Origin of the sequence: Mycoplasmoides genitalium G37 (assembly GCF_000027325.1) — a bacterium.
Classification (GTDB): Bacteria; Bacillota_I; Bacilli_A; order Mycoplasmatales; family Mycoplasmoidaceae; genus Mycoplasmoides; species Mycoplasmoides genitalium.
The window spans coordinates 443,906-468,097 of record NC_000908.2 but is presented as its reverse complement, the minus strand read 5'-3'; the positions used below and the strand labels follow the sequence as shown (position 1 = coordinate 468,097).

The following is a 24,192-nucleotide window of genomic DNA, read 5'->3' as shown; positions in this document are numbered from 1 at the left end:
GGGTTTTACTTTAGATGTCATCAGTAAATTTATCTTCTTTTATCGATATGTTACGCCTTGGCTGTAATAACATCGCTAAAAATTATGAATACATAAACCAGTTGAATGTTTTTCCTGTTCCTGATGGTGACACTGGAACAAACATGAAAGTAACAATAACAGAAGCCATCAAGAAACTAGAAAATGAAAAAAGTCATATAAAAAGCTTTAGTGAACTTGGTAAAAACTTTACTAGAGATTTACTTTTGTTTTCACGTGGCAATTCAGGGGTTATCTTTTCACAAATAATGAAAGGATTTTTCAGTAACATAATCGTAAATAAAACAAGCAATAATTCAGAGTTGAGTATAGAAGATGTTGCAAATGCATTCATTGTTGCTCAAGAAGTGGCTTATAAAAACGTATCAAAACCAGTAGAAGGAACTATGCTAACAGTTGCTCGTTTAATAAGCAATGAGTTTAAGAGTCAAAAAAATCGTCCTAAAACACTTGAAAAACTTTTTGAACAAGCTGTTAAAGTAGCTTGACAAGCAGTGAAAAAAACTCCCCAAATGTTACCTGTATTAAAAGCATCAGGTGTGGTTGATTCAGGTGCTTATGGTTTTGCTTGTTTTCTTGAAGGAATGTTGTCATATTATGGGGGCGAATCTAATTTAGATGACAATACTTTATCAACTATAGAAATTAAATTTAACAAGTTTAAAGAACAACATGCTAATGAAGATGAATTTGGTTATTGTACAGAATATGTTTTAAGACTAGGTTTAAAAATAAATCAGACAGTTGAAAAGCAAAAATTTCATCAAAAAAAGTTTGAAAGTAAAGTAAATAGAATTGCCAATTCTGTAGTAATTGCTAGTGATAAAGACAATGGTTTTGTTAAAGTTCATGCTCATACTTTAAAACCACATCTTTTATTAGAAATGGGTCTTAATTATGGTGAATTTGAATTTGTCAAAATTGATAACATGAATTTACAGGTTAATAACAAGAATAACTCACCAACAAAAAGAGTTTTAAAACCTGCTATAGTAGCTACTGTACCTACAGAAGCATTTGCTGAAAGAATTCGTGAAGATCATGATATTAACGCCATATTATGTACTGATGATACTGGGGCTCCTTCTGTTTTTTCTTTACTTGAGGCTGTTAAGTTAACCAATTCTAGTAATGTAATCTTTTTGTTACATGATAAAAACTATTTTCTATCTGCCAATGAAACAATTAAACAGTTAAAACACCAAAAGATTAATGCAGATTATGTTATTACAGCAAATCCTGTGGAGTCAATTGCTGCTTTAACTGTATTTAACAGTGATCTTTCTATTCACACTAATGTGAAAGCAATGAAGCGCTTTATTAAAGAGTTTGCTTCCGCTACGATAACACAAGCTTCAAAGTCATATAAAGAAAACAAAGTAATGGTGAATAAAAATGATTTTATTGCTGTTACAAATAAAAGTATTATTGCTAGTGAATCTCAACTTACAGACTGTTTTTTTAAAACAATTGATATCCTTTCAAAAAAAGTGAAAAAACCTGAGTTCCTTTTGGCTTATTATGGCAAAGACATCACTGAACAAGATGCGAAAAAAATGCAAGCTTTAGTTGAAAAAAAATATAAATTGTTTTGTGAATTTTCACCTGGAGAACAAAAAGTGTTCTCTTACATAATAGGCATACAGTAATGGCTTTTAGATTTGCAGTTGATTGTTTAGGTTTTGAAAACAAACCTAGTGAAGCAATTGAAGCAGTATTGAAATATTGGAGTTTTCATCAGGACTTAAATTTCATTCTGATCGGTGATGAAAAGGCTTTTGATGGTCTTGATATACTTCCAAAAAATATTACAAAAAAACTTGCTAATTCTTTCATTGAAATGACCGACACTCCACTAAGTGCAAGAAGAAAAGTTAACAGTTCAATGCAAATAGCCATAAACTTAGTTCGTGAAGGTAATGCTGATGTTGTAATTTCAGCAGGCTCTTCAGCAGTTTATGCTTCTTTAACAAATGATGCTTTTGGCAAAATTAATAAAAATACTAAGAGTGCTTTTATGTCTTATGTACCGACAGATAACAATAATTGGTTTTATTTTTTGGATGTTGGAGCTAATAAATATTTCACAGGAAAAGAACTTTATTTTTTAGGTTTAATGGCTGATATTTTTGTTAAAAAAACAACTACAAAAAAAACTCCTAAAATTGGACTATTGAATATAGGAACAGAAGAAAATAAAGGTTTTGATTATCATCAAGAAGCATTTAAGCTTTTAAAAGCTGATAAAAATCTTAACTTTTTAGGATTTGTGGAATCAAGGTTTTTACTGGATGGAATATGTGATATTTTGATAGCTGATGGATATAGCGGCAATTTAGTTTTAAAAGCAATGGAAGGTACTTTTAAAACGATAGCACGGATTCTTAAGAGGGGTTATAAAAGAAATCCTCTTGCTGGCTTATTTAGCTTAGGTATTATCAAAAGTGTAGCCAAAAAATTTGATTACAAAAATAACGCTGGAGCTGTTGTAATGGGTTTAAATAAATTAGCTTTAAAAACTCACGGTTCTGCTGATAAACAACAATTTTTAAGCACGATTAGATTAGCACATCTAAGCTTAAAATCTGATCTTATTAATGCAATTAAAACTTCTTTGAATAACTATGAAGAATAAAGTTTTGAAACTAAAAAATAATAAGATTTTTGATAAAAAACTAGCAACTTTTTTAAAGAATTTAGATATTTTTCCTAATAATTGAGAATTTTTTGAAAAAGCTTTTATTCACGCTTCTTACATCAATGAACATGAAGATGTTAGTGAAAGTTACGATCGCTTAGAGTTTTTAGGTGATGCTTTAATTGACTTTGTTGTTGCTAAAAAACTATTTGAACTTTATCCTAAATATAACGAAGGTCTTTTAACAAGAACTAAGATTGAAATTGTTAAGGGTGAAAATCTTAATCGTATTGGTATGGAGCTAAAATTAGGTGATTTTGTTAAGTTAAGCAATGGTGCTGAACTAACTGAAAACACTGTTGGTGATGTACTTGAAGCTTTGGTTGGCGCCATTTATGAAGATATGGGGATGAAAAAAGCAACTGAATTTGTTGAAAAATATATTTTTGAAAGAACTTTTTCTGAGATTTTAAAATACGATTTCTTTTCACTTTTTCAAGAGCAAAAATTACCTGAACCAAGAGTTAGGGTAAGCTTAACTTCAAATAATTTGGTACTTAGTATAATTGAACTTGATGGTGATATTATTTGATCACAAGCTATCCCAAATAACAAAAATTACGATGATAAAAGTGTTTTAGAGCACAACGCAATGGCTTCTTTTACAAGTTTTTTAAAAAGTAGTAAAGGAAGCCATTTTTTTAGTGATTTAAAAGAGAAGATAGAAAATCAAAAGATGTGTAAGAAACTAGCTATTAAACCTAAAAAAAATTAGGTGAAATAGTAGAAAAGCAGGTTCTAATTTTCTGAATAAAAAGTAAATAGATCATTTTTTTTGATTAAATCTTGGATAAATAAAACAATTGAAATCATCGCTCTGACATCATTTTCACAATATTTTTTTAATTCAAAAGCTACTTGATTTCATTCATTTTTATTTAAGCAATTTAGAAAACGCGATAAAGCAACTTCTTGTGCTACATCACCTTTTTGGATTTTTAAATTTTGATAACCAATTGATTTACTTGCCTTTAAAAAGCTTTCATCTATAATAGTTAAAACCTTTTTGATAGAGGAAAAACCGTTTAGCTGTTTGAAAGCCAAACAGTTATTTTCAATAGTAAAAATATCAGCTAAGTCAAAAAGATTGTCAACAATAGCTTTTACTTTTTCTTTATATATTTGTTCATTAATCAATGTAGCCATTTCCAATAATCTGTTTTTTTCAAAAGATTTATTAAAAACAACAAAACTATAATCACTGCAATTGTTTTGATAGAGTGAATCAATTACTTTTTTAAAGTCATTAACGCTAATAAATAAGGGATCAAAAATTAGATTTTCACAATTAAGTTTTCTTTTATCATCTATTTCATTTTTATCAACTATTAATGAGCATTGGGTAACAATTTGACTAAATGGTAATGAATTATTTATGATTCTGATTGATGAACTAATTGTTTCAAAATCAAAATAAACTTTCTTTTTTTTAAGTTTATTTCAAGTATTTTTAAATTTATTGCCAATTGCAAAACCTTTTTCACTATTTCACGCTTCAAGAAAAAAACTTATTTTATTAGTTGAGTTATTAAAATTAGCCTTGCTTTTTTTCTGATTTAATTCGTGAAGCAGTTGATTTATAGTTATTGATTTATTTTCTTTATATGCATATGTTAATTGACTTCAATTAGCTAATTTACCAGATAATTTAAAAATTTCATTGTATTTATGAGCAAAAACTAATTTAATTAAATTTCTTAATAAATAGTTACTCCAAAAAGAATCAAAATTTTCACTGTAATTAAAAACAATTTGATTTATTTTGAGTTCTTGATATTTTTTTATATCTTGTATTTGATCTCAAAAATTAATTTGTATTTTAGCCGCATTTTTAATAAGTGGTTGAATATTACGAACACTTTTACTGTCAATTTCTTTAGTAACAAAATCACTTATTTTGTTTAAATCAACTATATTGTTTTTAATAAGGTTATCAATGAGTTTTACAATCAAAAAACCATTAACTCCATTGCTCTTTTTTTTGTGTATGTAAGCAATTTTTTCAGGGTGATTAAAAGGTTTATTCTTAAAATAATCTTTTTCTTTTGAACTTAAACTAAAACTGTTTTTTGATGTTTTTATTTCAGTATTTAAAAAGAAAGAAACATTATTTTTATTTTGTAATTCGTATTTAACAGTACAAAAATAATAGTTTAAAAGTTTATACTTACCTATTTTTTTAAATAACACAAAGTCATAAATTATTTCCAAAAAATATTTTCTTTTTGTATTGGTTGTAGCTTTTATAACAACAAATTCACAAAGTCCTTTTTCATGAACAATAATAGCATCTGGTTGAATTAAGCAATCTTCTATTTCAAAAATAGGTTTAAAAATAATAGCTGATTTTTTTGATGTTATTATTTCTTGAATTTTCTTTTCAGTAAGCTCAGCTTTTTGATAAACAGAAACATTTTTATCTAAACTATCTGTATCAAAAAAAATGGGAAGATTAAAATAATCTTTAATATTTTTTTTTGCTTTATTAGCAATAATTTTAGCTTCTTGAACACGGGGATTTTTACTGTCCAATAATAGCATTGGATCCTCGTTTAAAAGTTCTAAAACATCAAGTTCAAAAACTGGATCTTCAATCAAATTTTCTTCAATAATATCAATATCATTAACGTCAGTATAGCTTTTCAGAAACTGATTAACAGCGCTAAAAACATCGTTATATGAAAGAGGAATTAATTCTTTAGAGCGATCAAAATTTTTAAGGAAAAAACTCTTTGTAATCATTCTATTTGAAACATTTACCAACAACAAAAGGATGTTTTCCGTTTATTATTTCACTTACTTCCATCACCCTTTTTCCAGGTATTTGAATTTTTTCAATTGAAATAATTTCATTGCTTTTTAAAGCAATATTAATTCCTTTTCGAGATATATTAACTATCTCTCCTAATTGATGTTTGTAATTACTTTTACTAACATATTTAGCTTTGAAAATTTTGATGTTTTTTCCTTCAAAGCTTAACCAACCACCAGGTTTGGGAGCTAAACCTTTTACTCAGTTTAAAAAACTCTTGTAAATCTGATTAAGATCAAGATGTTCTTGTTCTTTTCTTATGTTTAATCCAAAAGTAGGTTCACCTATTTGTTCAAATCATTTCCCTTTTTTATTGAGAATTTCTTTAGTACATTCAATTAAAAAAGAGGGTGAATGTTCTTCTACATATATGGATAAATCACCAGTATTTCAGTCATTATTAACTAAAAAATCTTGTTGTTTTCAAATCGGACCTGCATCCATTTTTTTAACCAATTGAATTACACTCAATGCAGATTTTTTAAAACCATTAATAATGGTTCAATGTAATGGTGCACCACCACGAAGTAGTGGTAACTTAGAAGGATGTAAGTTAATTACTTTATTTGGAAAAAGATCAATAATATCTTGATGAAGATACTGACCAAATGAAACGCAAATACCAATATCAGCTTTTAATTTTTCTAGATCAGCTTTTATGCTTATGCTTTGTTTTGGTTGAAAAAAAGTTATGTTTTTTTCCAAACAAAAAGACTTAACATCAGAAGGTACTATTTTATTGTTACGATGATTAATTTTGTCTGGCTGAGTTACAACAGCACAAATTTCAAAATCATTATCGTAAAAAAGTTGTTCTAAACATTTTTTTGAAAGCGTTGAAGTACCAAAGAAAACAATTTTAAACATTTTTCTGATTTCTGATTTCTTTTGGTTTTTTTATTTTCTTCTTTTTCTTCTTTTTTAGTTCTCTTGCAGCTAATTTAAGTTTTTTCTGTTCTTCTTTTTCTTTTCTCTTTTCTTCACGAACCATTAATGGTTGAATTCATTGCATTTCAGTTTCAAAATTTTTTAAACCAAGTATACGAATTAGCCGCTCTGGAGTACTTTTGGTTTTTGTAGGTTTTTGATAAACCTCAGCTTCTATAATCCTAGCATCATCAACTTCAGTTGATTTAGCATCTTTTGTAACAAAATAAATACAATAAAGTTCTCTTTGCATTAAGCGAGTTTGCTCATTTTTATAACGTTTTGCTTCGCTTTTTCCTAAGTTATTACTAGTAATATATGCCTGTATCTCTTGATTGAAAAGCTTGCGGTCTTTTTTTGAATGTAAAGGGTTTGGTTTTTTAGCTACAAAAGTTTTAATAATTTCTTTACCACGTTCATTCTTTTCTTGCAAAAACTGTTTAATTGTTTTTCACACTTCATCTTTTCTTGATGATCGATTACCTCCTTCACCACTAAAATCATTTTTTTGTGCCCCTTTTTTCTTGGAAAAAAAAACAATTAACAAAATTATTGGAATAACAATTACTAAAAGCCCAAAAAAACTCCCTTGTTGTCCACCATCCATATATGGTTCTAGTTACAATATAATCAAGATAATAATATACTCTAAAACTAATTAATAACCTAAATGGCTAATATTAAATCTAACGAAAAACGATTACGTCAAGACATTAAGAGAAATTTAAATAATAAAGGACAAAAAACTAAACTAAAAACTAATGTTAAAAAATTTAATAAAGAGATTAATTTAGATAATCTCAGTTCTGTTTATTCTCAAGCAGATCGTTTAGCCAGAAAAGGGATTATTTCTTTAAACAGAGCTAAGCGTTTAAAATCAAAAAATGCTGTTATTTTGCATAAAAGTAATACAAATTCAACTGCAAAAAAACAATAATATTTATCTGTGAATTAGTGAGCTTTTTTAACTCTTAGTTCACCGTACATACCACAAGAGCACACACGATGTGATAACTTCTTCTTACCACATTTCTTACAAACACTTAAAGTTTGTAGAGTAAGTGCATCGTGAGAACGTCTTTTATCACGACGGTGTTTACTAGAACGCCGTTGTTGTACTGCCATCTTTATTTAACTTCAACAGTTGCACCAACTTCAACAAAACGCTTTTTAAGTTCTTCTGCTTCTTCTGGTTTAATATCTTGTTTTACAACGCAAGGTAATTTTTCAACTGCAGTTTTAGCTTCCATTAAACCAACTCCAGTAATTTCACGATAAAGTTTTAAAACAGCTAACTTAGCATTATCAGCATATCCTGTTACCTTTACACTAACTTCGCTAGCAGCTTCTTGTGTAGCACCAGCTGCGCCAGCAGCTACTATTGGAGTTGCAGTTACACCAAATGCTTCTTCAACAGCCTTGATTATTTCATCAATTTCAACTATAGTCATCTCTTTTAGAGATTCAATTAATTGTTTTTTATCTAGTTTTCCCATAATATTTTTCTATTTATTTAATTTACTTAGCATTCCTTACTGCCTGAAGAGCATAGAGAAATTTTCGTAATGGTGCTTGTAGAACTGAAAGAAACATTCCATAAAGTTCATTTCTACCAGGGAGTTTTGCTATTTTTTGTAAGTCATCACTATTAAAAATACGGTTATCAAAATGACCACAAACAAATTTCATTAACTCTTTTTCTTTAACTACACTATCAACAACTTTTAAGGTTTCTAAGATCTCGTTAATACCAACAGCAACTGCAATTTTTCCTTTGATGACCGATTCATCAACACCTTCAAAATTACTAGTTTTTAAAGCACGTCTTAAGATATTGTTTTTAACAATTTTTATCTTACTACCCTTATTAAACAACTTTTTTCTCATTAAAGTTGCATCAACAGCAGACATTCCTGAATAGTCAAAAATAACAAATCCTTTACTTTGAGAGAGTAAATTAGAAAAATCCGTAACCTGCTGTTTTTTATTTTTCTTACTATCTACCATTAACTACAATATTCGCAATAGCACAAACGATGATAAATCCTCGATAACTTTATTAAAGTTAAAAACTCGTTATTTTCTTTGGTTTTATTGCAAGTAAATAATAACATAACTTGATAAATATGATTAACACCTTTACATATTTTGAACCAGAATATTTAATTGATAAAAATTTAATTTTTCTTTATTTTGATTTTGATGCTTTTTTTGCATCTGTTGAAGAATTAGAAAATCCAGAATTAGTTAATCAACCCTTAATAGTTGGTAATCGCTTTTCAAGAAGTGTAGTTTCAACTTGTAACTATGTTGCTCGTAGTTATGGAATTAGATCTGGAATGTCTATTTTAAAAGCATTAGAACTATGTCCAAATGCTATTTTTGCACATTCTAATTTTCGTAATTACAGAAAACATTCTAAACGTATTTTTTCAGTTATTGAAAGCACTTTTTCATTAAAAATTGATGTTCTTTCTGTTGATGAAGGGGTTGCTTGTTTTCAAAACATTTCATTTAAAAAGGCATTTTTAATAGCGAAAAAAATAAAAAATTTTGTTTTTCAAAACTTGAGAATCAAAATTTCAATTGGCATCTCAGATCATTTTTTAATTGCTAAGATTTTTTCAAATCAAGCAAAACCATTTGGAATTAAAAGTTGTTCAGTTAAGGATATTAAAAAAAAACTTTGACCACTACCAATTACTGAAATTCCAGGGATAGGAGAAAAACATATTGATTTAGTTTTTAAAAATAATTTTTACAAAATAAATGATCTAGCAGTTTGTGAAGATGCTTCGCTTTTAAAAAAAGTATTTGGTAATTTTTGAGAATCTTTAAAAGCAGTTTCACTAGGCAAATGATATACAGATAATAACAATCAGGTTAAGTCTCGCTCTTTTGCAGTCAGTGAAACGTTAGAAGATTTAAATTATTCAAACAATCAGTTAAATAAAAAGTTAACGCAAATATTTGATCAGCTCTTTATAAGATTACAACTCTCTTCACAAGTGTGTAAAGGGATAGTTGTGCAATTGAAAAGCAATGATTTTATTGTTAATTCTCATTCAAATAAAATGAAAAAATATTCAAACGATTATAGAAAACTACTGTCAATAACAAAACGATTATTCAACAGACTATTAATTAATACTGAAAAGAACGTTCGATTAATAGGTATTAGTTTTTTTGATTTAAAAAAGATAGATACAGATGAAGGACAGAAAAAATCTTTATTTTATCAATTCATACCAAAATCAATTAGCAAATTAAGCGAAGAATCTTCACTTGATAAATTAATTTTTGATATTAATGAAAGTTTTGGTTTTGAAATTATTAAAAGAGCTAATAAGCTTAAAAGTTAACTAAATATTCTCTTCCGCTATTTGTAATAATCCTGCCTTTTTTGGTTTTTTGAATCATATTTTCACGCAACAAAAAAGGTTCAATTTTATTTTCTATAGTGTGTCTGTCTATACCTAACATGGAACTAATTGACTTAATTCCTTGTGGTTCATTTTGGCGATTTAAAACCTCAAGATATTGGACATCAATACTTTGCAGACCATTTTTATAAATCATTAAATTCTTAAACAAACCCTCAAGGTCTATTTTTTTATTAACAATTTTTTGTTCAAATATTCTTCTAACTATTCTAATTGCAATTCTTGGTGTTTGTTTACTATGTTCAGTGATAGCTGAAATTTCATTTGAATTTAGCTCTAACTTCATTTGCTTTCCATAGATACTTACCATCTTTTCAATTTCAGCATTTGAATAATAGTTAATGTTTAAGATAACGCCAAATCTATCTTCTAAAGGATTGATGATTTTACCAAGTTGTGTAGTTGCACCAATTAGAGTAAAAGGATTTACCTTCATTTCAACTATCTTGGAATTAAAATCCTTGCCAATTAATACTTGTATTTTGAACACATCCATAACTGGATACATTAGTTCCATGACATTAGGTGCTACGGCATGGATCTCATCTATAAAAAGAACATCACCTTTTTTAATGAGTGAAATTGCGTTTAAGAAATCGCTTGGTTTTTGTAAATGTCCACCTTGAATAATTTGCAACTTTGTTTTCAATTCATTTGCTATTAATCTGGCTAAAGTAGTTTTACCCACACCAGGTGGGCCATATAACAAGATATGATCTAGTTGTGTTTTATTTAATTTAGATGCTTTAATACTTAATTGAATTTGACTAATTATTTCTTGTTTTCCTACAAATTCATCAAAGGTATTAGGCGGTTTTATTTGTAATTTCATTATTCTTAAAAGACATTAATTTAATTACTTCTGCAACTAACTGACTTATATCAAAATCAGGTTTTACTTCTATCATTTTTAGTGCATCCTGAATTTCTTGTTGTTTGTAACCAAGTGACTTTAGTGTTTCAAACAATTCATCATAACCATCAGCAACTTGAACTCCTTTAATATTTTTATTATTTTCAGATTTTTCAAATATTTCAAGTGATAAAAGTGCACGAGCTATTTTGTTATTTACACCGTTAATACCACATAATGCACTGTAGTTATTTTCCAGAATGTATTGTTTAATTTCCTCAAGGTCATTATTGAGCAAATTAAGTGCAGTTTTACTACCAATACCATTGAGTTCTATTAATCTACAGAACCACTCTTTTTCTTCTAGAGTATTAAAGGCAAAAGCCTCTTCTATAATTTGGTTAGCGACAATTTTTTTAATAATATGACAAAAAATTTGCTTATTTTTTTCCAAATTTTTTTCAAATTTATGGTTTTCTTTTGTATTAAATCAATATGAAATCCAGTTGTGCTCAACAATTATTTTTCTTTTGCCTACAAAAGTAACTTTTCCAAAGATAGATGTAATCATTTTTATTTGCCCTCCATTATTTTTTTGATTTGATCCCTTGCATTCAAACAATGCTTGGGAATTTTGAATCTTATTAAAGTAGTATGATAAGTTTCAATAGCATCACCAATTTGAAAAATCAAATTTATTAGTTTCTCACGACCAAAATTGTCTTTGACAGTGCATTCTATATGCTTGTCTTTTTGGTTAAATTGAAACTCTCATGGTAAATCATATGTTTTACCTAAGAATTGATTAATTTTTTCAGTATCATCCTTTAGACAAAAGTCTGCTAGCTTAATGATGCTAAGTGCAAAATTAATCGAATTGCGCAGCTTATCGTCAAGCAATGTGTTCTTGTTTACACACGTATTGAGAATTTGTGCGCTTTCATTTAATAAAAAATTGCTTCTTTGTATAGAAGAAAGTGTTTCTCTGATAGTTTCCATATTACATTCAATTTGTTTTCTATCAAATTAATGTGCTAAAAAACTATTAGTGACAAATAAATTTACTTAACTACGTTCTTTTTTTTGAATAGATAAAGAATCCAGAAGACAATAGCATTAACAACTATTAATGTTGCTAATACAAAAAATACAGTTGCTACTGTTTTTGCATTATTAACATCTGTTATCCCTATAAGTGAAGATAAAAAGTAAAAAAGAAAACCAATAAAAGCTGAAATAACAGCGATAATATAGCATTTTTTAATTTTCATTGTTTAAGATTTAATAATATTTCTTTTTAGTTAAAACATTTAATTATTCCACACTATATTAATTTAGTATTATTTTTTAATAAATAAGGTAAATATTCTTCGGTTAAATGCAAAGTCACAAAATCTTGGTTGTTAATGCAGGTAGCAGTTCAATTAAATTTCAACTTTTTAATGATAAAAAACAAGTACTAGCTAAAGGACTTTGTGAACGTATTTTCATTGATGGTTTTTTTAAGCTTGAATTTAATCAAAAAAAGATAGAAGAAAAGGTTCAATTTAATGATCATAATCTTGCTGTTAAGCATTTTTTAAATGCGCTTAAAAAAAACAAAATTATTACTGAACTTTCAGAAATTGGGCTAATAGGGCATAGAGTAGTACAAGGAGCAAATTATTTTACAGATGCAGTTCTTGTTGATACACATTCACTAGCAAAAATAAAAGAATTCATTAAGTTAGCACCGCTTCATAATAAACCAGAAGCAGATGTTATTGAAATTTTTCTAAAAGAGATAAAAACTGCTAAGAATGTTGCTGTATTTGATACCACTTTTCACACTACTATTCCAAGGGAAAATTATCTTTATGCAGTTCCTGAAAATTGAGAGAAAAATAACTTAGTAAGAAGATATGGTTTTCATGGAACTTCTTATAAATACATTAACGAGTTTTTAGAAAAAAAGTTTAATAAAAAACCACTTAATTTAATTGTTTGTCATCTTGGTAATGGTGCAAGTGTTTGTGCGATTAAACAAGGCAAATCACTAAACACATCGATGGGATTCACTCCCCTTGAAGGATTAATAATGGGAACACGTAGTGGTGATATTGATCCTGCCATTGTTAGTTACATTGCTGAACAGCAAAAGCTTTCATGTAATGATGTTGTAAATGAATTAAATAAAAAGAGTGGAATGTTTGCTATAACAGGTAGTTCTGACATGCGTGATATTTTTGATAAACCAGAAATTAATGATATTGCTATAAAAATGTATGTTAATCGTGTTGCTGACTATATTGCTAAATACCTAAATCAACTTTCAGGTGAAATTGATAGCTTGGTATTTACTGGGGGAGTTGGTGAAAATGCTAGTTATTGTGTGCAATTAATAATTGAAAAAGTTGCTTCACTTGGTTTTAAAACTAACAGTAATTTATTTGGAAATTATCAAGATAGTTCTCTAATTTCAACAAATGAAAGCAAGTATCAAATTTTTAGAGTTCGTACAAATGAGGAATTGATGATTGTAGAAGATGCTTTGAGAGTAAGTACAAACATTAAAAAATAATCATCAAAATTAATGGATTTAAAAAAAGCGGTTGCTTTTCTTTGTGAAAAACTTCAAGTTGTAGAAACAGATATTTTCAAGATAGAGCAAATTCATTCTGGTTTTACTAATTTTTCTTTTTTTTGTGAATTGAAAGATCATAGTAAATTTCAAATAAGACTTTCAAGAAAAGATGTTATTTTAGACAGAAGAAATGAACAAATTATTTTGCAACTAGTAGAACCTTTTTTTTCAAACCCATTTGTTTATTTTGATGTAACAACAGGTAATGCTATAAAAAGGTGGATAGAAGGCACTCAACCTAAAAGAGCAACTGATCTATTTTTATGCAGATTGGTTGAATCTTTAAAAAAAGTTCATTCAGTTGACTGAAAACCATTTGCTAATGAACTTTTAATATTTGATCCTTTGGTTTATTTTGAAAAAACTAAGCTTTCCGCTTTTTATAAACGGTTATATCTTAATTTAACTAAGAAGCATATTGACATACCAAAAACTCTCTGTCATCATGATGCTACTTTTGATAATTTGGTTTGAACACCTAAAAAGCAAGTAATCCTTATTGATTTTGAATGATCTTGTGTTGATAATCCTTATTATGAAATAGCTAATATTATTCGTGAAGAACTAACCATAGAAACAGCAAATAAACTTATTGATATTTATGGTGGACTTAAGCGTAAGCTTGTTTTTGAAACAGTTATTTATGTTTTATTATTTGCTTTTCAATGAACTGAGATTATGCCCCAAACAGAAGCAATTTTAAACTATCGAAAATGAGTTGAAAAACGATTAGAATACTTTTTAAAAGCATTATTTCCCTCAATTTGAAAACAAGCACAAAAAAATAGTTAATAGTTATTTTAGGTTTCTAATTATTTTGACAAAAATATCAACTCTGATTAGATAAATTAGAGATAAACAAAAAACCTAGTTTTTAATTAGCACTCGAATGCCTTGAGTGCTAATTTTATATAATTTTTGCATTAAAAGGAGTGAGCAATTAAAATGAATATTAATTTCACACCTGCTGGTGAAAATCGTAATTTTTTGCAAGAAATTGGTCGTAATATTAACGATGAAGTATTAAAAAATAAGGTCGATCCTATTATTGGAAGAGATAACGAAATTCGTCGTTTAATTGAGATATTAAGTCGTAAAAGCAAAAACAATCCTGTTTTAATTGGTGAACCTGGAGTTGGTAAAACCGCAATAGTAGAAGGTTTTGTTAGAAGAGTTGTTAGTAATGATGTACCTTTAAATTTAAGGGATGTAGAAATTTATGAACTATCTCTTTCTGGATTAATTGCTGGCACTAAATTCCAAGGTGAATTTGAAAAAAGAATTAATACCATTCTTAAGCAAGTAAAAGAATCAAATGGCAGGATTATTCTTTTTATTGATGAAATTCACCAAATAGTTGGATTAGGACGTAATTCTAGCAGTGGTGCAATGGATATTGCCAATATATTAAAGCCGATGCTAGCTCGAGGAGAAATAAAAGTAATTGGCGCTACTACTCTAAAAGAATACCGGGAATACATTGAAAAAGATGGCGCTTTAGAACGTAGATTTCAAAAAATTCTTATTAACGAGCCTAGTAGTCAAGAGGCACTAACAATTATGCGTGGTTTAAAAACACGTTGAGAACTCTTTCATAACATCACTATTTTTGATAGTGCTTTAGTAGCTGCTGTTGAAATGTCAACTCGTTATATTAATGAACGTAATTTACCTGATAAAGCCATTGATCTTATTGATGAGGCTGCTGCTAAGATCAAAACAGAAATGTCATCTGAACCAGTTGCAATAGATAGTCTTAAACGTGAAATAATCAATCTTGAGACAGAGTATGCAGCTCTTAAACAAGATAAGGAAAATGATAACAAACAATCAAAGAAAGAATATTTAGAGAAACTAAAAAAACAATTAGATGCTCTTAAACAAAAGCGTGATTCACTTATAAATGAATGAAAAAAGGAAAAGGCTGATTTTGAAAACATTAATAAGCTCAAAAAAGAGATTGAAGAATTTCAAACCAAACTAGAGACATACCAAAGTGAAGGAAATTATGAAAGTGCATCTAAAATTCTGTACTCTGATATCCCAAGACTTAAAAAAGAACTGGAAAGTGCACAACAAAAATATGCAACTTCTAAGCACGATTTATTTAAAACTGAAGTTTCTGAAAATGAAATTGCTGAAGTTATTTCACAAACAACAGGAATTCCACTTAAAAAACTATTAGAAAGTGAAAAGGATAAACTTTTGCACTTAGGTGATGAAATCAAAAAAAGAGTTAAAGGACAAGATGAAGCCATCGATGCTGTTGTTAACACTGTAATTAGAGGTAGAGTAAATATAAATGACCCAAACAAACCTATTGGTTCTTTCATCTTTTTAGGTTCTACTGGTGTTGGTAAAACTGAACTTGCCAAATCATTAGCAGAAGTTCTTTTTGACAATGAAAAAGCTCTGATTCGTTTTGATATGAGTGAATATATGGAAAAACATTCAGTAGCTAAATTAATTGGTGCACCCCCAGGGTACATAGGTTATGAACAATCAGGTTTGCTAACTGAAGCGGTTAGAAGAAAACCTTATAGCGTCTTGTTATTTGATGAAATTGAAAAGGCACATCCTGATGTAACTAATGTTTTATTACAAGTTTTAGATGATGGTACTTTAAAAGATTCACAAGGAAGGGTTGTTAATTTCAAAAATACTTTGATAATTATGACTTCTAACCTAGGTTCAAATTTTCTTTTAGAAGGAAAAAAAGATTTGGCCATTCAAAGTCTAAAGAAACATTTCCGTCCTGAATTTATAAATCGTATTGATGAGATAGTATTTTTCAATGTTCTTGAGAAAGATACAGTTTTATCGATAATCAACAGCTTGTTGGCACAACTTTCAAAACGCTTGAATAAACAAAATTTATTTTTTAATTTTGATTCAAATCTAACAGAGTTTATCTATAAAAGTAGTTTTGATCAACAGTTTGGTGCAAGACCAATTAAGCGCTTTATTGATCATAGTGTTGCAACTTTAATAGCTAAATATATCCTTCAGGGAAAGATAAAAAAAGGTGTTGGATACAACATTGCAGTTGTTAAAGACAATATTACCATTACACAAAATAATAAGTCTTAAACCTAATTTTCATTTAAATAGTCAGCAATGTTATCAGCAATAGTTTCATAAGCCTTTTTTATTATTTGTTTTTTATTGTTATCTTTTAAAAAACCAAAGTGATATAAAAAATAAATGACGCAAAATATTATAGCTGGCTCACTATTCGTTGAAAAGAAAGATGCCATATACTGACCGGTTGCACCAACAGAAGATAATGTTTTAATGTTATTAACAGCTATTTTTGTAATTTCAATTTGTTGATTTTCATCTTTAGTTATTTCAATAATATTTTTAATGGGTTCAAGTGGTACATCAACACTAGAAAAAGTATCACTTTCTCTTGTAGAACAGATAAAATCAAGTCTTTCTTGGTGGGTAGAACATGCTTGATTAAAGAAAGAAATAAGTTGTTCTTTAATATTGTTTTGTTCCATGTCTTAAGAATAGAAATAATTGTCTAAAAATTTACTTTATAAGTGTTTTAATTTAATTGTTGAATCAATAATAAAATAGAATGCGTTAAATTGTTTCTCTTTTGTTTTTAGCAATAACAGAGCTAATAAAGTTTTAAAAAATAATTATATGGAAAAAACATCAAATACAAGTAAGCCACTTTCTCGTAGTGAAATCAATAAAATAATTGCAGTTGCTACTGGTATAAAAGAAAAAAAAATTAAGGAAATCTTTAAATACCTTAACACATTGTTACTAAATGAATTGGTAAGTAGAAGTGTTTGTATATTACCTGAAAATTTAGGTAAATTAAGGATTACTATTAGAAATGCACGTTATCAGAAGGATATGCAAACAGGTGAGATTAGACATATCCCACCAAAACCATTAGTGCGCTACAGTCCAAGCAAAACGATCAAAGAAACTGCAGCTAAAGTGCGTTGAAAGTACGCAGACTAATAATTTTTAAAGCTTTGAATTATTGAAATTAAATCAATAATACCAGGATACAATAGTGGAACTTTCTGAGATTTTTGTTCTATCAATTCCCTTTTAATTGTTTTGCTTTCTTGATTTTTTATTGTTTCTAGAAGATCCTTAGTGTGAAATGCAAAAATTTGATCTTTAGTTTGAAAGTAAATTAGCAAGAAGCTAACTCCTCCAATTTGGTCAATTCTTTTCAAATGATTTAATTGGTGTTCTGCTATTTGAGCAATTGGAAAATTACTTTTATTTGTTTGTTTTGCTTCAAAATCAAAATACATTCCCTTGTAAATTCCATAATAATCAGTTTTTGATTTTTGTGATACGTTGCCAGATACATGAGCATGACGAAAAGCTATAGGCTTAATAGGTAAGAACCGCTTTTCCAGTCAAATATCTGGATGATCCTTTAACCTAGCAATTGTTTGATTAACAATTGTCTCTAAAAGCATTCCGCGATTGGCATTTATCATATTTACTTTTGGTAATGTTCTGGATGAAGAATTTGCATTTTTTGGATAAATTGATCTTTTGATAAATGACCATAATCTTTCATTAATTGCAAACAAATTTCATATTCTTTTTTAGCTCAACAAACATCTTTTAAACCCTTAATAATTACAGTCTTTTTTTGAAGTAATTTATAAGTTTTTAAAAAGATAAGAATTTCTTCTATTCTATGTTTAGGTAAATCACTAATTTGATTAATTTCTTTATATCTAGGGTCACAATCAATAACTCCTAATAACTTAGTATCAATTTCCCCATCATCAATCATCTCAAGTGCTCCTACAATTCTTGTAGGCACAACTGTTGCAGGCAAAAATGGTTGATCTGCAAAGATAAAACAATCAAGTTCATCCCCATCTCAATCTAATGTATTTTTAATAAAACCGTAGTTTTGTGGATATGATTCACTTCCAAATAGGATTCTATCAACGCGAATTTGACCAGTTTGACGATCATACTCATACTTTATTTTGCTGTTTTTAGGGATTTCTACAATAACATCAATTAAAAATTTGTCCATATCAATAAATATTATTATTAACTAATAATTCAAGAGTCTTTTAAATAATGAATGGTAATAAACTGGTTTTTTTGCCAAAAAAATCATACCATCAGTTATTTAATATTACTTTTAGTGCAATGATGCTTGCTTTGGCCATCATTACATCATTAATTAGTGAATTTATTAGTATTCCTTTTTTCTCACAACTAAAACTAACTTTTGATATTTCCGTTGTTTTTTTAGTTGCATGTGCTTTTTTTGTGTCACTAGGTTGAAGCTTAACAATTACATTAGCTTCTGCTTTAACTAGTTTTTTTTGAAATACTAATAATGTTATTGGTGTTCTAACTGTAACTTTAGCTAACTTATCGACTATCTTATTTACAAGGCTTTATTTTTGTTTATTTTCAAAAAGAAGATTTTGTTGAATCTTTGTGTTTTTATTTACAACCTTATCCAATGCTTTATTACTAACAACGCTTAACGGTATTTTGATAACACCTTTGTTTTGATACTACTTTGGTTATGTTCAAACACCTAACTTTTTAATAGTTGCTGAACAATATAACAAGAACACTGATTTTCATTTCTTTTTCTTTGGAATTAATAACTATTGGCTGGGAATTTTCTGTTTATATTCGTTTTTTAATTTGGTGAAATTTGGACTTGTTAGTTGTTTTGGAGTGCCAATTATGCGTTCCTTTCAAAAGTTTTATTGAAAAAGAGCATTAGCTAAATAGAAATCACTATAAAAATAAAACAAGCTCAGCTTTAAACTGAGCTTGTAATTTCGTAGTGTAAATTTAAGTATTTAATTATGGTCCTGGAGAGGAGACTTGAACTCCTACAGTTTCCTAGTGGGTTTTGAGTCCACCGCGTCTACCATTCCGCCACTCCAGGTAATACAAGATAAATTTTACATAAACTTAGCTATTTATTGGTGAAAGAATGTAATTTTTAAATATTAATCATTAATAAATCATTAAGTTGTTCAAAAAAGTGTTTTACTCAATTTGCACTACTAATAATTTGGTTTTTAAATGTTTGAATTAATCCATTACCATCACTATAAGTAGTGCTAAAAAAGAAAACATCTTTTCTTTTCAAAAAACAATTTATAAAAAGCCTTGTCATAAACAAGATATAGTTTTTGTTATGAAAACTTTCCTGACCTAAACCAATGAATATGATTACTTTTGCCTCATCAAGTAAATTTAAATCATCATCTACCTTTCAATAACTTTTGTCATATCTGCTAACAAATTCTTCACAATAAATTAAAGCAACTTTTATATTTTTCTTAGCTATTTCACAAGTTAACATACAAGCTGCCATATTGTTAATGTTATTCTTTTGTAAATTGAAAAAAAATATCCTTTTCTTTGTTTTCTTTTCAGTTTCAAAAAGATTAGATATCTTTTTGTATGCATAACCAAAACTATTTTTATCACTTGGAGTTACTGGTAAATTTTGGATCATTGGAATCAAATCCATGTATTTAAATCAGTTTGGTTTTGTAACAATAAAACGCTCATAAGTTAAATCAAATCAGTTTGCTTTATTAACTAATTTAGGACAAATAGTTTGCATGAGCATAACATTACCCATAAATTCATTTTCACTAACTTGCGTTGTTTCTTTTGTACTATTTTTTTTAAGTTGATTAGCGTTAAATTCTCAAGGTAACCACTCTCTAACAGCTTGAAGATGGATATCACCTTTATTACTACATCTTCTTTCTTTAATTTTTCTACACTGATCAAAATGATTCCACGCAACTTCTAAAAGTGTTTGTATCTTAGGATCATTAAGTTCTTTTTCAGTTAATTTCAAATAAGCAAAATGTTTTTTAAATAATGACTTTTTATCTTTTTGATCTGGTGAAATTTTCATTATTTAATAAATTCAAAATACTCAGTAAAGGAAATTGTTTTTTCAACTGGTTTTATATTATTTAAAGAATGCTTTTTATTTAAAGTTAGTGCTCTAATAAAATTATTAAGGGTTTTTTCATAACTGTTTTGACTGTTATTAATTTTGATGGATTGGGCAATTTTTAGAATGTATTTTTCTCTTCACATTCCGTTATTTTTTCAAAAGGAAAAGTCTAATACTAAATTAATTACTTTATCTAATAGTTGATAATCACTTCTCAATTGTCTAACTAATTGCAATTGCGATTCATCTATCTTTCCATATAGAAGAAAAAGGTATTTTTCAGAATTGAAGTTTACATGACAGTCTGTTATTGCTTTTTTTGTTGATTCATCTAAAATTTCATTCTTATAAAAAAAGTCTTTGTTGTTTGAAACTGTTTCTAAAATGGGAGCTGTATCATTTTTTACTATTTGAAAAAACATCATTTCTAACTTTTGAAAATCAAGCTCATTCTCTTGAGTACTACTGTTGATGATGCAATCAGTAATTTGTTGCAATGAAAGCTTGTATTTTTCAAAATAACCATTAATTAAAGTCTTAGCTTTTTCATCTAAAGAAATTAAAAGTTTGTTTTTTACAAGTTCTTTATGTAGTTCCTCGAAGTTAAAGCTAAATCAAACATCGCTTTGGTTTGCAGTGAAATTAACTTCAAAGTTAGCAGAGATTTCAAGCGCATTATCAAATTGAAGATTGTCGATTTGATCAAAAGCTAAGCAGTTTCGGTCATATTCAACTTTTCCCATTGCCTCAACTAGTTTTTCTTTTAATTGTTTGTTTTGCTTAAATTCTTTCCAATCTAAAGGATCAATAATACAAAAAGTTATTTCAGAGCGTTTTGGTGAAAAAAAAGTTCTCACTAAACCAAGACTCTCTAATTTGCTAATAGTTTTATAAATCCATTCAGAGACTTGGTTTTTTTTAATTTCAAAAGGATTAAAGGCATTTTGTAATCGTGAAATGGGGGTTCTAATTTCACTGTTGAACGCCTGAATATTAGCTTCTGTTATTAGTCATAAATAAAACCCAACAACTTCCACTCCCGCAATTTGACCATAAGCATGAGAGATCATTTCTAATCCAGAAAATGATGTTGCTTTTTTGATCACACGGTAATAGTTGGGTTGCATATACGTTCAAAAGTAAAAAGAGTATAAGACGCTATCCTCCATTTATTGAAATTACTTTGCATTAAAAGGCTAAAAAAAGATTTTTCTGCCATTTATTTACAACTTATTGACATTAAAAACAGTCTAAAACAACCCTTTTTTGAGACTTATAAACATTTTGTTAATAACTTTTTAAACTGATTTATTTACCAATAATCGGATAAAAAAAGTTGAATTTAAGGAGAAAAAAGCGGGAATTTAGCTTGAAATAACACCTTTATATTCCTAGTTTAAGCTAGTACAAGCTAATAGCCTTGTTAACTCTTGTATTAAAATTTTTATTAATATAAACAATATTAACTACAAGCAAATAGTCGGAGTGGTGGAATGGTAGACACGCAAGCTTGAGGTGCTTGTGGTCGTTAAAGACTGTGCCAGTTCAAGTCTGGTCTCCGACACCAGTCAATTTAGAAATGAAGCGTCTTTTTTGAAATCTAAAACATAAAAAAGCATGGTTAGTTTTATTACTAGGAACAGGAATGATTTTAAGTTCTTGTAGTAACATCGATCAGTCTTTTTTTCGTGAACTTTCTGTTGAAAGTGTGGAAAAAAATACAGCTTACAACCAATTGCCTGTTAACAGTACAACATTTAGAAACTTAGTTTTTGGAACCAGATCATATAACGATGGTAATTATGTGGTTGTTATTGCAACCGAAACAGATAGTTCCCAAATTAATTTTCTAAACGGTTCTACTAATCAAGGTACAAGTTCTCTTAGTTGAGGAGGTACCTTGGGTACCACCATCAGACAGGTGCAAAACCGTTATTCTACTTATCCAAACGGAGTTAAATTTTTAATTTGGAATGATATTGCTCCTGGTTCAGTAAAGTGAAACCCATATGCACGTTTTCCTGTTGTGGATAGAAAAAACGAACTTGCAAGTCAAGAAGATAAAGACAATTCCAATAAGTTAAGAAGATCAGATGCTTCTGCAGTTCGCTATAGAGAAATAGTTGATTTTATTCAACGTACTTATGGTGGTAATGTAGCTAACTTAATCAATCAATCAAATGTGCATGCTCAAACAGTTGGTAATGATGTAACTAAAGCAATTGTGATTGCTTTTAGAAAAGATAACCTTAATAAGATAAGAGCTAATTTTTATGGTTTGGATAACTCTACAAATCCTAATGCACCTGGATCAGGTCAGGGTGATTCAACCCCACCAGCTTCAAGTGGTGAAGGGGGCGGTAGTGATGGCAGTTCAGGTGGTGACTCAAGTAGTGGTAATGGACAAAATACTACTCCTACTTCACCACAATCTTCTCAACCAGCAGTTCAAAGATCACAAAAATCTTATGGAATTAAACAACACGCAGTAAGAGTTAGTGTTGATTTTTTAAATTTCTTGGATAGTGTTTATACTCCACTAAACTAGCTAATAAAAAAAAGCAGCTAACTGCTGCTCTTTGAATCTTTAATGGGGCGACTGATGGGAATTGAACCCACGAATGCCTGATCCACAATCAGGTGCGTTAACCACTTCGCCACAATCGCCATCAAGCTAATAATTATTCTAATAACTTTAATTAAATTATTTTCTTAATCACTAGTTTTTTAATTGGAATTTCTAATTCCATAAAGCGCTGTTCATATTCAGTGATACTATTTTGAAAACTGAATTCAGAATTGTTAAGATCAGTTATTTGATGGATAATTTCAAAAATTTGACTATTTTCTTGCAATGTTGTTAAAGTATATTCAAATAACTTATCATTATCAGTCTTAAACTCAATTAAGCCATTTTTTACTAGTAAATTTCAAAAAAGTTTCAAAAAATCTGGACTTGTTAGACGTCTTTGTATATGACGCTTTTTAGGTCAAGGATCAGGGAAATTAATAAAGATTTTTTGAACAGATTCAGCTTGAAAATAATCATCAAGTTGTTTTGCATCTGTACACAACAATAAGATATTTTCCAAATTAAAATCCAACTTGTTAATTTTGTTAATTGCTTTTAAAACAATTGTAGGTTCACGTTCAATTCCTATAAAAAGAAAATTGTTATTTTTTTGTGCTTCTTTGATTAAAAAAGTACCCTTACCACAACCCAATTCCAGCACTAATTGTTTTTTAGTAAACTTAGCAAACTTATCTTTTGAATAAAAATAAGGACTTTGATTAATTTTTAAAAGAGCGTTTTTAACTTTTCTTAAGCGCACTGTTTATCTAAATTAGAGTATTGATTTTGCTTTGAATATTCATACAAAATACAGACAACTGCATTAGCAAGATTAATACTTCTAACACTATTTCAAATGGGAATTCTAATTTGGTTTTGTTTAAAGTTATCCATGATTGTTTTAGGTAATCCCTTTGTTTCCTGACCAAAAACAAAGTAAAGTTCGTTTGGTAATTTATTTGTCATGCAAATTTGATCAGGAGTTTTATCACCACTTTTAGTTAAAAGCCAAATAGTTTTATTTTCAGTGGTTGCTTGTAAGAAATGTTCTCATGATTTGTGTTCAAATAATTGAATTTTATCTCAACAATTTAAACCAGCTCTAACCATCCTTTTATCATTTAAGAAAAAGCCATAAGGTTTAATTAAGTGTAGATTAGCTTTAAAAGCAGTGCAACTACGTACGATGTTGCCAGTGTTATTAGGAATTTCTGGACAAAATAAAACTATGTTTATTACTGATTTATACATCAGATGTAAGTTAGAT

27 protein-coding genes, 3 tRNA genes and 1 pseudogene are annotated in these 24,192 nt (G+C 28.4%); 12 read left to right on the top strand and 19 right to left on the bottom strand.

All coding sequences use genetic code 4. The annotated features are described in order from the left end of the window. Positions 1-14 precede the first annotated feature (14 nt). The 3 genes and pseudogenes from MG_RS02260 to rnc all read left to right on the top strand — a co-directional run bounded on the left by MG_RS02260 (position 15) and on the right by rnc (position 3,498). On the top strand, positions 15-1,688 hold the full coding sequence (locus MG_RS02260; protein WP_010869453.1) for a DAK2 domain-containing protein: 1,674 nt from the start codon (positions 15-17) through the stop codon (positions 1,686-1,688). Then, entirely contained in the window at positions 1,688-2,674 is a 987-nt protein-coding gene (plsX, locus tag MG_RS02255; RefSeq protein ID WP_009885824.1) for a phosphate acyltransferase PlsX, read from the top strand. The genes MG_RS02260 and plsX overlap by 1 nt, the downstream gene beginning before the upstream one ends. Next, a pseudogene (gene rnc, locus MG_RS02250) lies at positions 2,664-3,498 on the top strand (ribonuclease III). Before plsX ends, rnc begins: the two are co-directional and overlap by 11 nt. Here the strand turns inward: rnc and MG_RS02245 are convergent. The 3 genes from MG_RS02245 to MG_RS02235 are packed head-to-tail and all read right to left on the bottom strand — an operon-like array spanning position 3,476 to position 7,083. Further along, the gene (locus MG_RS02245; RefSeq protein ID WP_010869451.1) at positions 3,476-5,479 is read right to left on the bottom strand and encodes a DUF2779 domain-containing protein; all 2,004 of its coding nucleotides are present in this window, start codon (positions 5,477-5,479) and stop codon (positions 3,476-3,478) included. The pseudogene rnc and the gene MG_RS02245 overlap by 23 nt on opposite strands. A 1-nt stretch (position 5,480) precedes the next feature. Next, entirely contained in the window at positions 5,481-6,416 is a 936-nt protein-coding gene (fmt, locus tag MG_RS02240) for a methionyl-tRNA formyltransferase (RefSeq protein ID WP_010869450.1), read from the bottom strand. Continuing rightward, on the bottom strand, positions 6,409-7,083 hold the full coding sequence (locus MG_RS02235; RefSeq protein ID WP_010869449.1) for a DUF5385 family protein: 675 nt from the start codon (positions 7,081-7,083) through the stop codon (positions 6,409-6,411). Before MG_RS02235 ends, fmt begins: the two co-directional genes overlap by 8 nt. Before the next feature lie 63 nt (positions 7,084-7,146). On the opposite strand from MG_RS02235, the gene rpsT reads away from it, so the two are divergent. Beyond that, positions 7,147-7,413 carry a 30S ribosomal protein S20 gene (rpsT, locus tag MG_RS02230; protein ID WP_009885821.1) on the top strand — a complete coding sequence of 89 codons (267 nt, stop codon included), beginning with the start codon at positions 7,147-7,149 and terminating at the stop codon, positions 7,411-7,413. A gap of 14 nt (positions 7,414-7,427) precedes the next feature. Here the strand turns inward: rpsT and rpmF are convergent, their stop codons facing one another. From rpmF to rplJ, 3 genes are read right to left on the bottom strand one after another with little or no spacing between them, the layout of a single operon-like run. After that, on the bottom strand, positions 7,428-7,601 hold the full coding sequence (rpmF, locus tag MG_RS02845; RefSeq protein WP_009885820.1) for a 50S ribosomal protein L32: 174 nt from the start codon (positions 7,599-7,601) through the stop codon (positions 7,428-7,430). A gap of 2 nt (positions 7,602-7,603) precedes the next feature. Beyond that, on the bottom strand, positions 7,604-7,972 hold the full coding sequence (gene rplL / locus MG_RS02225; RefSeq protein WP_009885819.1) for a 50S ribosomal protein L7/L12: 369 nt from the start codon (positions 7,970-7,972) through the stop codon (positions 7,604-7,606). Between the two features lie 22 nt (positions 7,973-7,994). Continuing rightward, complete coding sequence (gene rplJ / locus MG_RS02220; RefSeq protein WP_009885818.1) at positions 7,995-8,483, bottom strand: 50S ribosomal protein L10; 489 nt, start codon at positions 8,481-8,483, stop codon at positions 7,995-7,997. A gap of 119 nt (positions 8,484-8,602) precedes the next feature. Here rplJ and MG_RS02215 point away from each other — a divergent pair, with 119 nt between their 5' ends. Next, positions 8,603-9,838 carry a Y-family DNA polymerase gene (locus tag MG_RS02215; protein WP_010869448.1) on the top strand — a complete coding sequence of 412 codons (1,236 nt, stop codon included), beginning with the start codon at positions 8,603-8,605 and terminating at the stop codon, positions 9,836-9,838. Here the strand turns inward: MG_RS02215 and ruvB are convergent. The 4 genes from ruvB to MG_RS02195 form a co-directional block, all read right to left on the bottom strand. Next, positions 9,828-10,751, bottom strand: coding sequence for a Holliday junction branch migration DNA helicase RuvB (ruvB, locus tag MG_RS02210; protein WP_009885816.1), 924 nt, complete (start codon positions 10,749-10,751; stop codon positions 9,828-9,830). The genes MG_RS02215 and ruvB overlap by 11 nt on opposite strands. Beyond that, the gene (ruvA, locus tag MG_RS02205; protein ID WP_010869447.1) at positions 10,726-11,343 is read right to left on the bottom strand and encodes a Holliday junction branch migration protein RuvA; all 618 of its coding nucleotides are present in this window, start codon (positions 11,341-11,343) and stop codon (positions 10,726-10,728) included. Before ruvA ends, ruvB begins: the two co-directional genes overlap by 26 nt. Positions 11,344-11,345: 2 nt before the next feature. Further along, positions 11,346-11,771: an MPN534 family protein gene (rrlB, locus tag MG_RS02200; protein ID WP_009885815.1), complete on the bottom strand. Its 426-nt coding sequence runs from the start codon at positions 11,769-11,771 to the stop codon at positions 11,346-11,348. Between the two features lie 62 nt (positions 11,772-11,833). After that, positions 11,834-12,043 (bottom strand): hypothetical protein, encoded by a 210-nt coding sequence (locus tag MG_RS02195; protein WP_014894048.1) that lies wholly within the window; start codon positions 12,041-12,043, stop codon positions 11,834-11,836. A gap of 107 nt (positions 12,044-12,150) precedes the next feature. On the opposite strand from MG_RS02195, the gene MG_RS02190 reads away from it, so the two are divergent. The 3 genes from MG_RS02190 to MG_RS02180 all read left to right on the top strand — a co-directional run bounded on the left by MG_RS02190 (position 12,151) and on the right by MG_RS02180 (position 16,485). After that, complete coding sequence (locus MG_RS02190) at positions 12,151-13,332, top strand: acetate/propionate family kinase (protein ID WP_009885814.1); 1,182 nt, start codon at positions 12,151-12,153, stop codon at positions 13,330-13,332. Positions 13,333-13,344: 12 nt separating this feature from the next. After that, the gene (locus MG_RS02185) at positions 13,345-14,187 is read left to right on the top strand and encodes a phosphotransferase family protein (RefSeq protein ID WP_009885813.1); all 843 of its coding nucleotides are present in this window, start codon (positions 13,345-13,347) and stop codon (positions 14,185-14,187) included. Positions 14,188-14,340: 153 nt separating this feature from the next. Beyond that, a complete protein-coding gene (locus tag MG_RS02180; RefSeq protein WP_010869446.1) occupies positions 14,341-16,485 on the top strand; it encodes an ATP-dependent Clp protease ATP-binding subunit in 2,145 nt (714 codons plus the stop codon). Between the two features lie 2 nt (positions 16,486-16,487). On the opposite strand, the gene MG_RS02175 is transcribed toward MG_RS02180, so the two are convergent. After that, positions 16,488-16,901, bottom strand: coding sequence for a DUF1951 domain-containing protein (locus MG_RS02175; RefSeq protein WP_009885812.1), 414 nt, complete (start codon positions 16,899-16,901; stop codon positions 16,488-16,490). Positions 16,902-17,049: 148 nt separating this feature from the next. On the opposite strand from MG_RS02175, the gene MG_RS02170 reads away from it, so the two are divergent. After that, entirely contained in the window at positions 17,050-17,379 is a 330-nt protein-coding gene (locus MG_RS02170) for an HU family DNA-binding protein (protein WP_009885811.1), read from the top strand. Here the strand turns inward: MG_RS02170 and recU are convergent. Both recU and MG_RS02160 read right to left on the bottom strand, forming a co-directional pair. Beyond that, the gene (gene recU / locus MG_RS02165; protein ID WP_009885810.1) at positions 17,376-17,876 is read right to left on the bottom strand and encodes a Holliday junction resolvase RecU; all 501 of its coding nucleotides are present in this window, start codon (positions 17,874-17,876) and stop codon (positions 17,376-17,378) included. The two genes, MG_RS02170 and recU, sit on opposite strands and share 4 nt — an antisense overlap. 2 nt (positions 17,877-17,878) lie before the next feature. Then, on the bottom strand, positions 17,879-18,433 hold the full coding sequence (locus tag MG_RS02160; RefSeq protein ID WP_009885809.1) for an inorganic diphosphatase: 555 nt from the start codon (positions 18,431-18,433) through the stop codon (positions 17,879-17,881). Positions 18,434-18,480: 47 nt separating this feature from the next. Here MG_RS02160 and MG_RS02155 point away from each other — a divergent pair, with 47 nt between their 5' ends. Beyond that, positions 18,481-19,155, top strand: coding sequence for an MPN527 family putative ECF transporter permease subunit (locus MG_RS02155; protein WP_009885808.1), 675 nt, complete (start codon positions 18,481-18,483; stop codon positions 19,153-19,155). A gap of 78 nt (positions 19,156-19,233) precedes the next feature. Here the strand turns inward: MG_RS02155 and MG_RS02150 are convergent. The 3 genes from MG_RS02150 to MG_RS02140 form a co-directional block, all read right to left on the bottom strand. Beyond that, positions 19,234-19,315, bottom strand: a tRNA-Leu gene (locus MG_RS02150). Positions 19,316-19,372: 57 nt separating this feature from the next. Next, the gene (locus MG_RS02145; protein ID WP_010869445.1) at positions 19,373-20,308 is read right to left on the bottom strand and encodes an MPN526 family protein; all 936 of its coding nucleotides are present in this window, start codon (positions 20,306-20,308) and stop codon (positions 19,373-19,375) included. Then, positions 20,308-21,480, bottom strand: coding sequence for a replication initiation and membrane attachment family protein (locus MG_RS02140; RefSeq protein ID WP_009885807.1), 1,173 nt, complete (start codon positions 21,478-21,480; stop codon positions 20,308-20,310). The genes MG_RS02145 and MG_RS02140 overlap by 1 nt, the downstream gene beginning before the upstream one ends. Positions 21,481-21,832: 352 nt before the next feature. Here MG_RS02140 and MG_RS02135 point away from each other — a divergent pair. Continuing rightward, a tRNA-Leu gene (locus tag MG_RS02135) sits at positions 21,833-21,920 on the top strand. 12 nt (positions 21,921-21,932) lie between these two features. Continuing rightward, a complete protein-coding gene (locus MG_RS02130) occupies positions 21,933-22,901 on the top strand; it encodes a DUF6856 family protein (RefSeq protein ID WP_009885806.1) in 969 nt (322 codons plus the stop codon). Between the two features lie 43 nt (positions 22,902-22,944). Here MG_RS02130 and MG_RS02125 read toward each other — a convergent pair. The 3 genes from MG_RS02125 to trmL all read right to left on the bottom strand — a co-directional run bounded on the left by MG_RS02125 (position 22,945) and on the right by trmL (position 24,176). Beyond that, positions 22,945-23,020 (bottom strand) — tRNA-His (locus MG_RS02125). A gap of 32 nt (positions 23,021-23,052) precedes the next feature. Then, on the bottom strand, positions 23,053-23,685 hold the full coding sequence (gene trmB, locus MG_RS02120) for a tRNA (guanosine(46)-N7)-methyltransferase TrmB (RefSeq protein WP_009885805.1): 633 nt from the start codon (positions 23,683-23,685) through the stop codon (positions 23,053-23,055). After that, on the bottom strand, positions 23,676-24,176 hold the full coding sequence (gene trmL, locus MG_RS02115) for a tRNA (uridine(34)/cytosine(34)/5-carboxymethylaminomethyluridine(34)-2'-O)-methyltransferase TrmL (protein WP_009885804.1): 501 nt from the start codon (positions 24,174-24,176) through the stop codon (positions 23,676-23,678). The genes trmB and trmL overlap by 10 nt, the downstream gene beginning before the upstream one ends. Positions 24,177-24,192 lie beyond the last annotated feature (16 nt).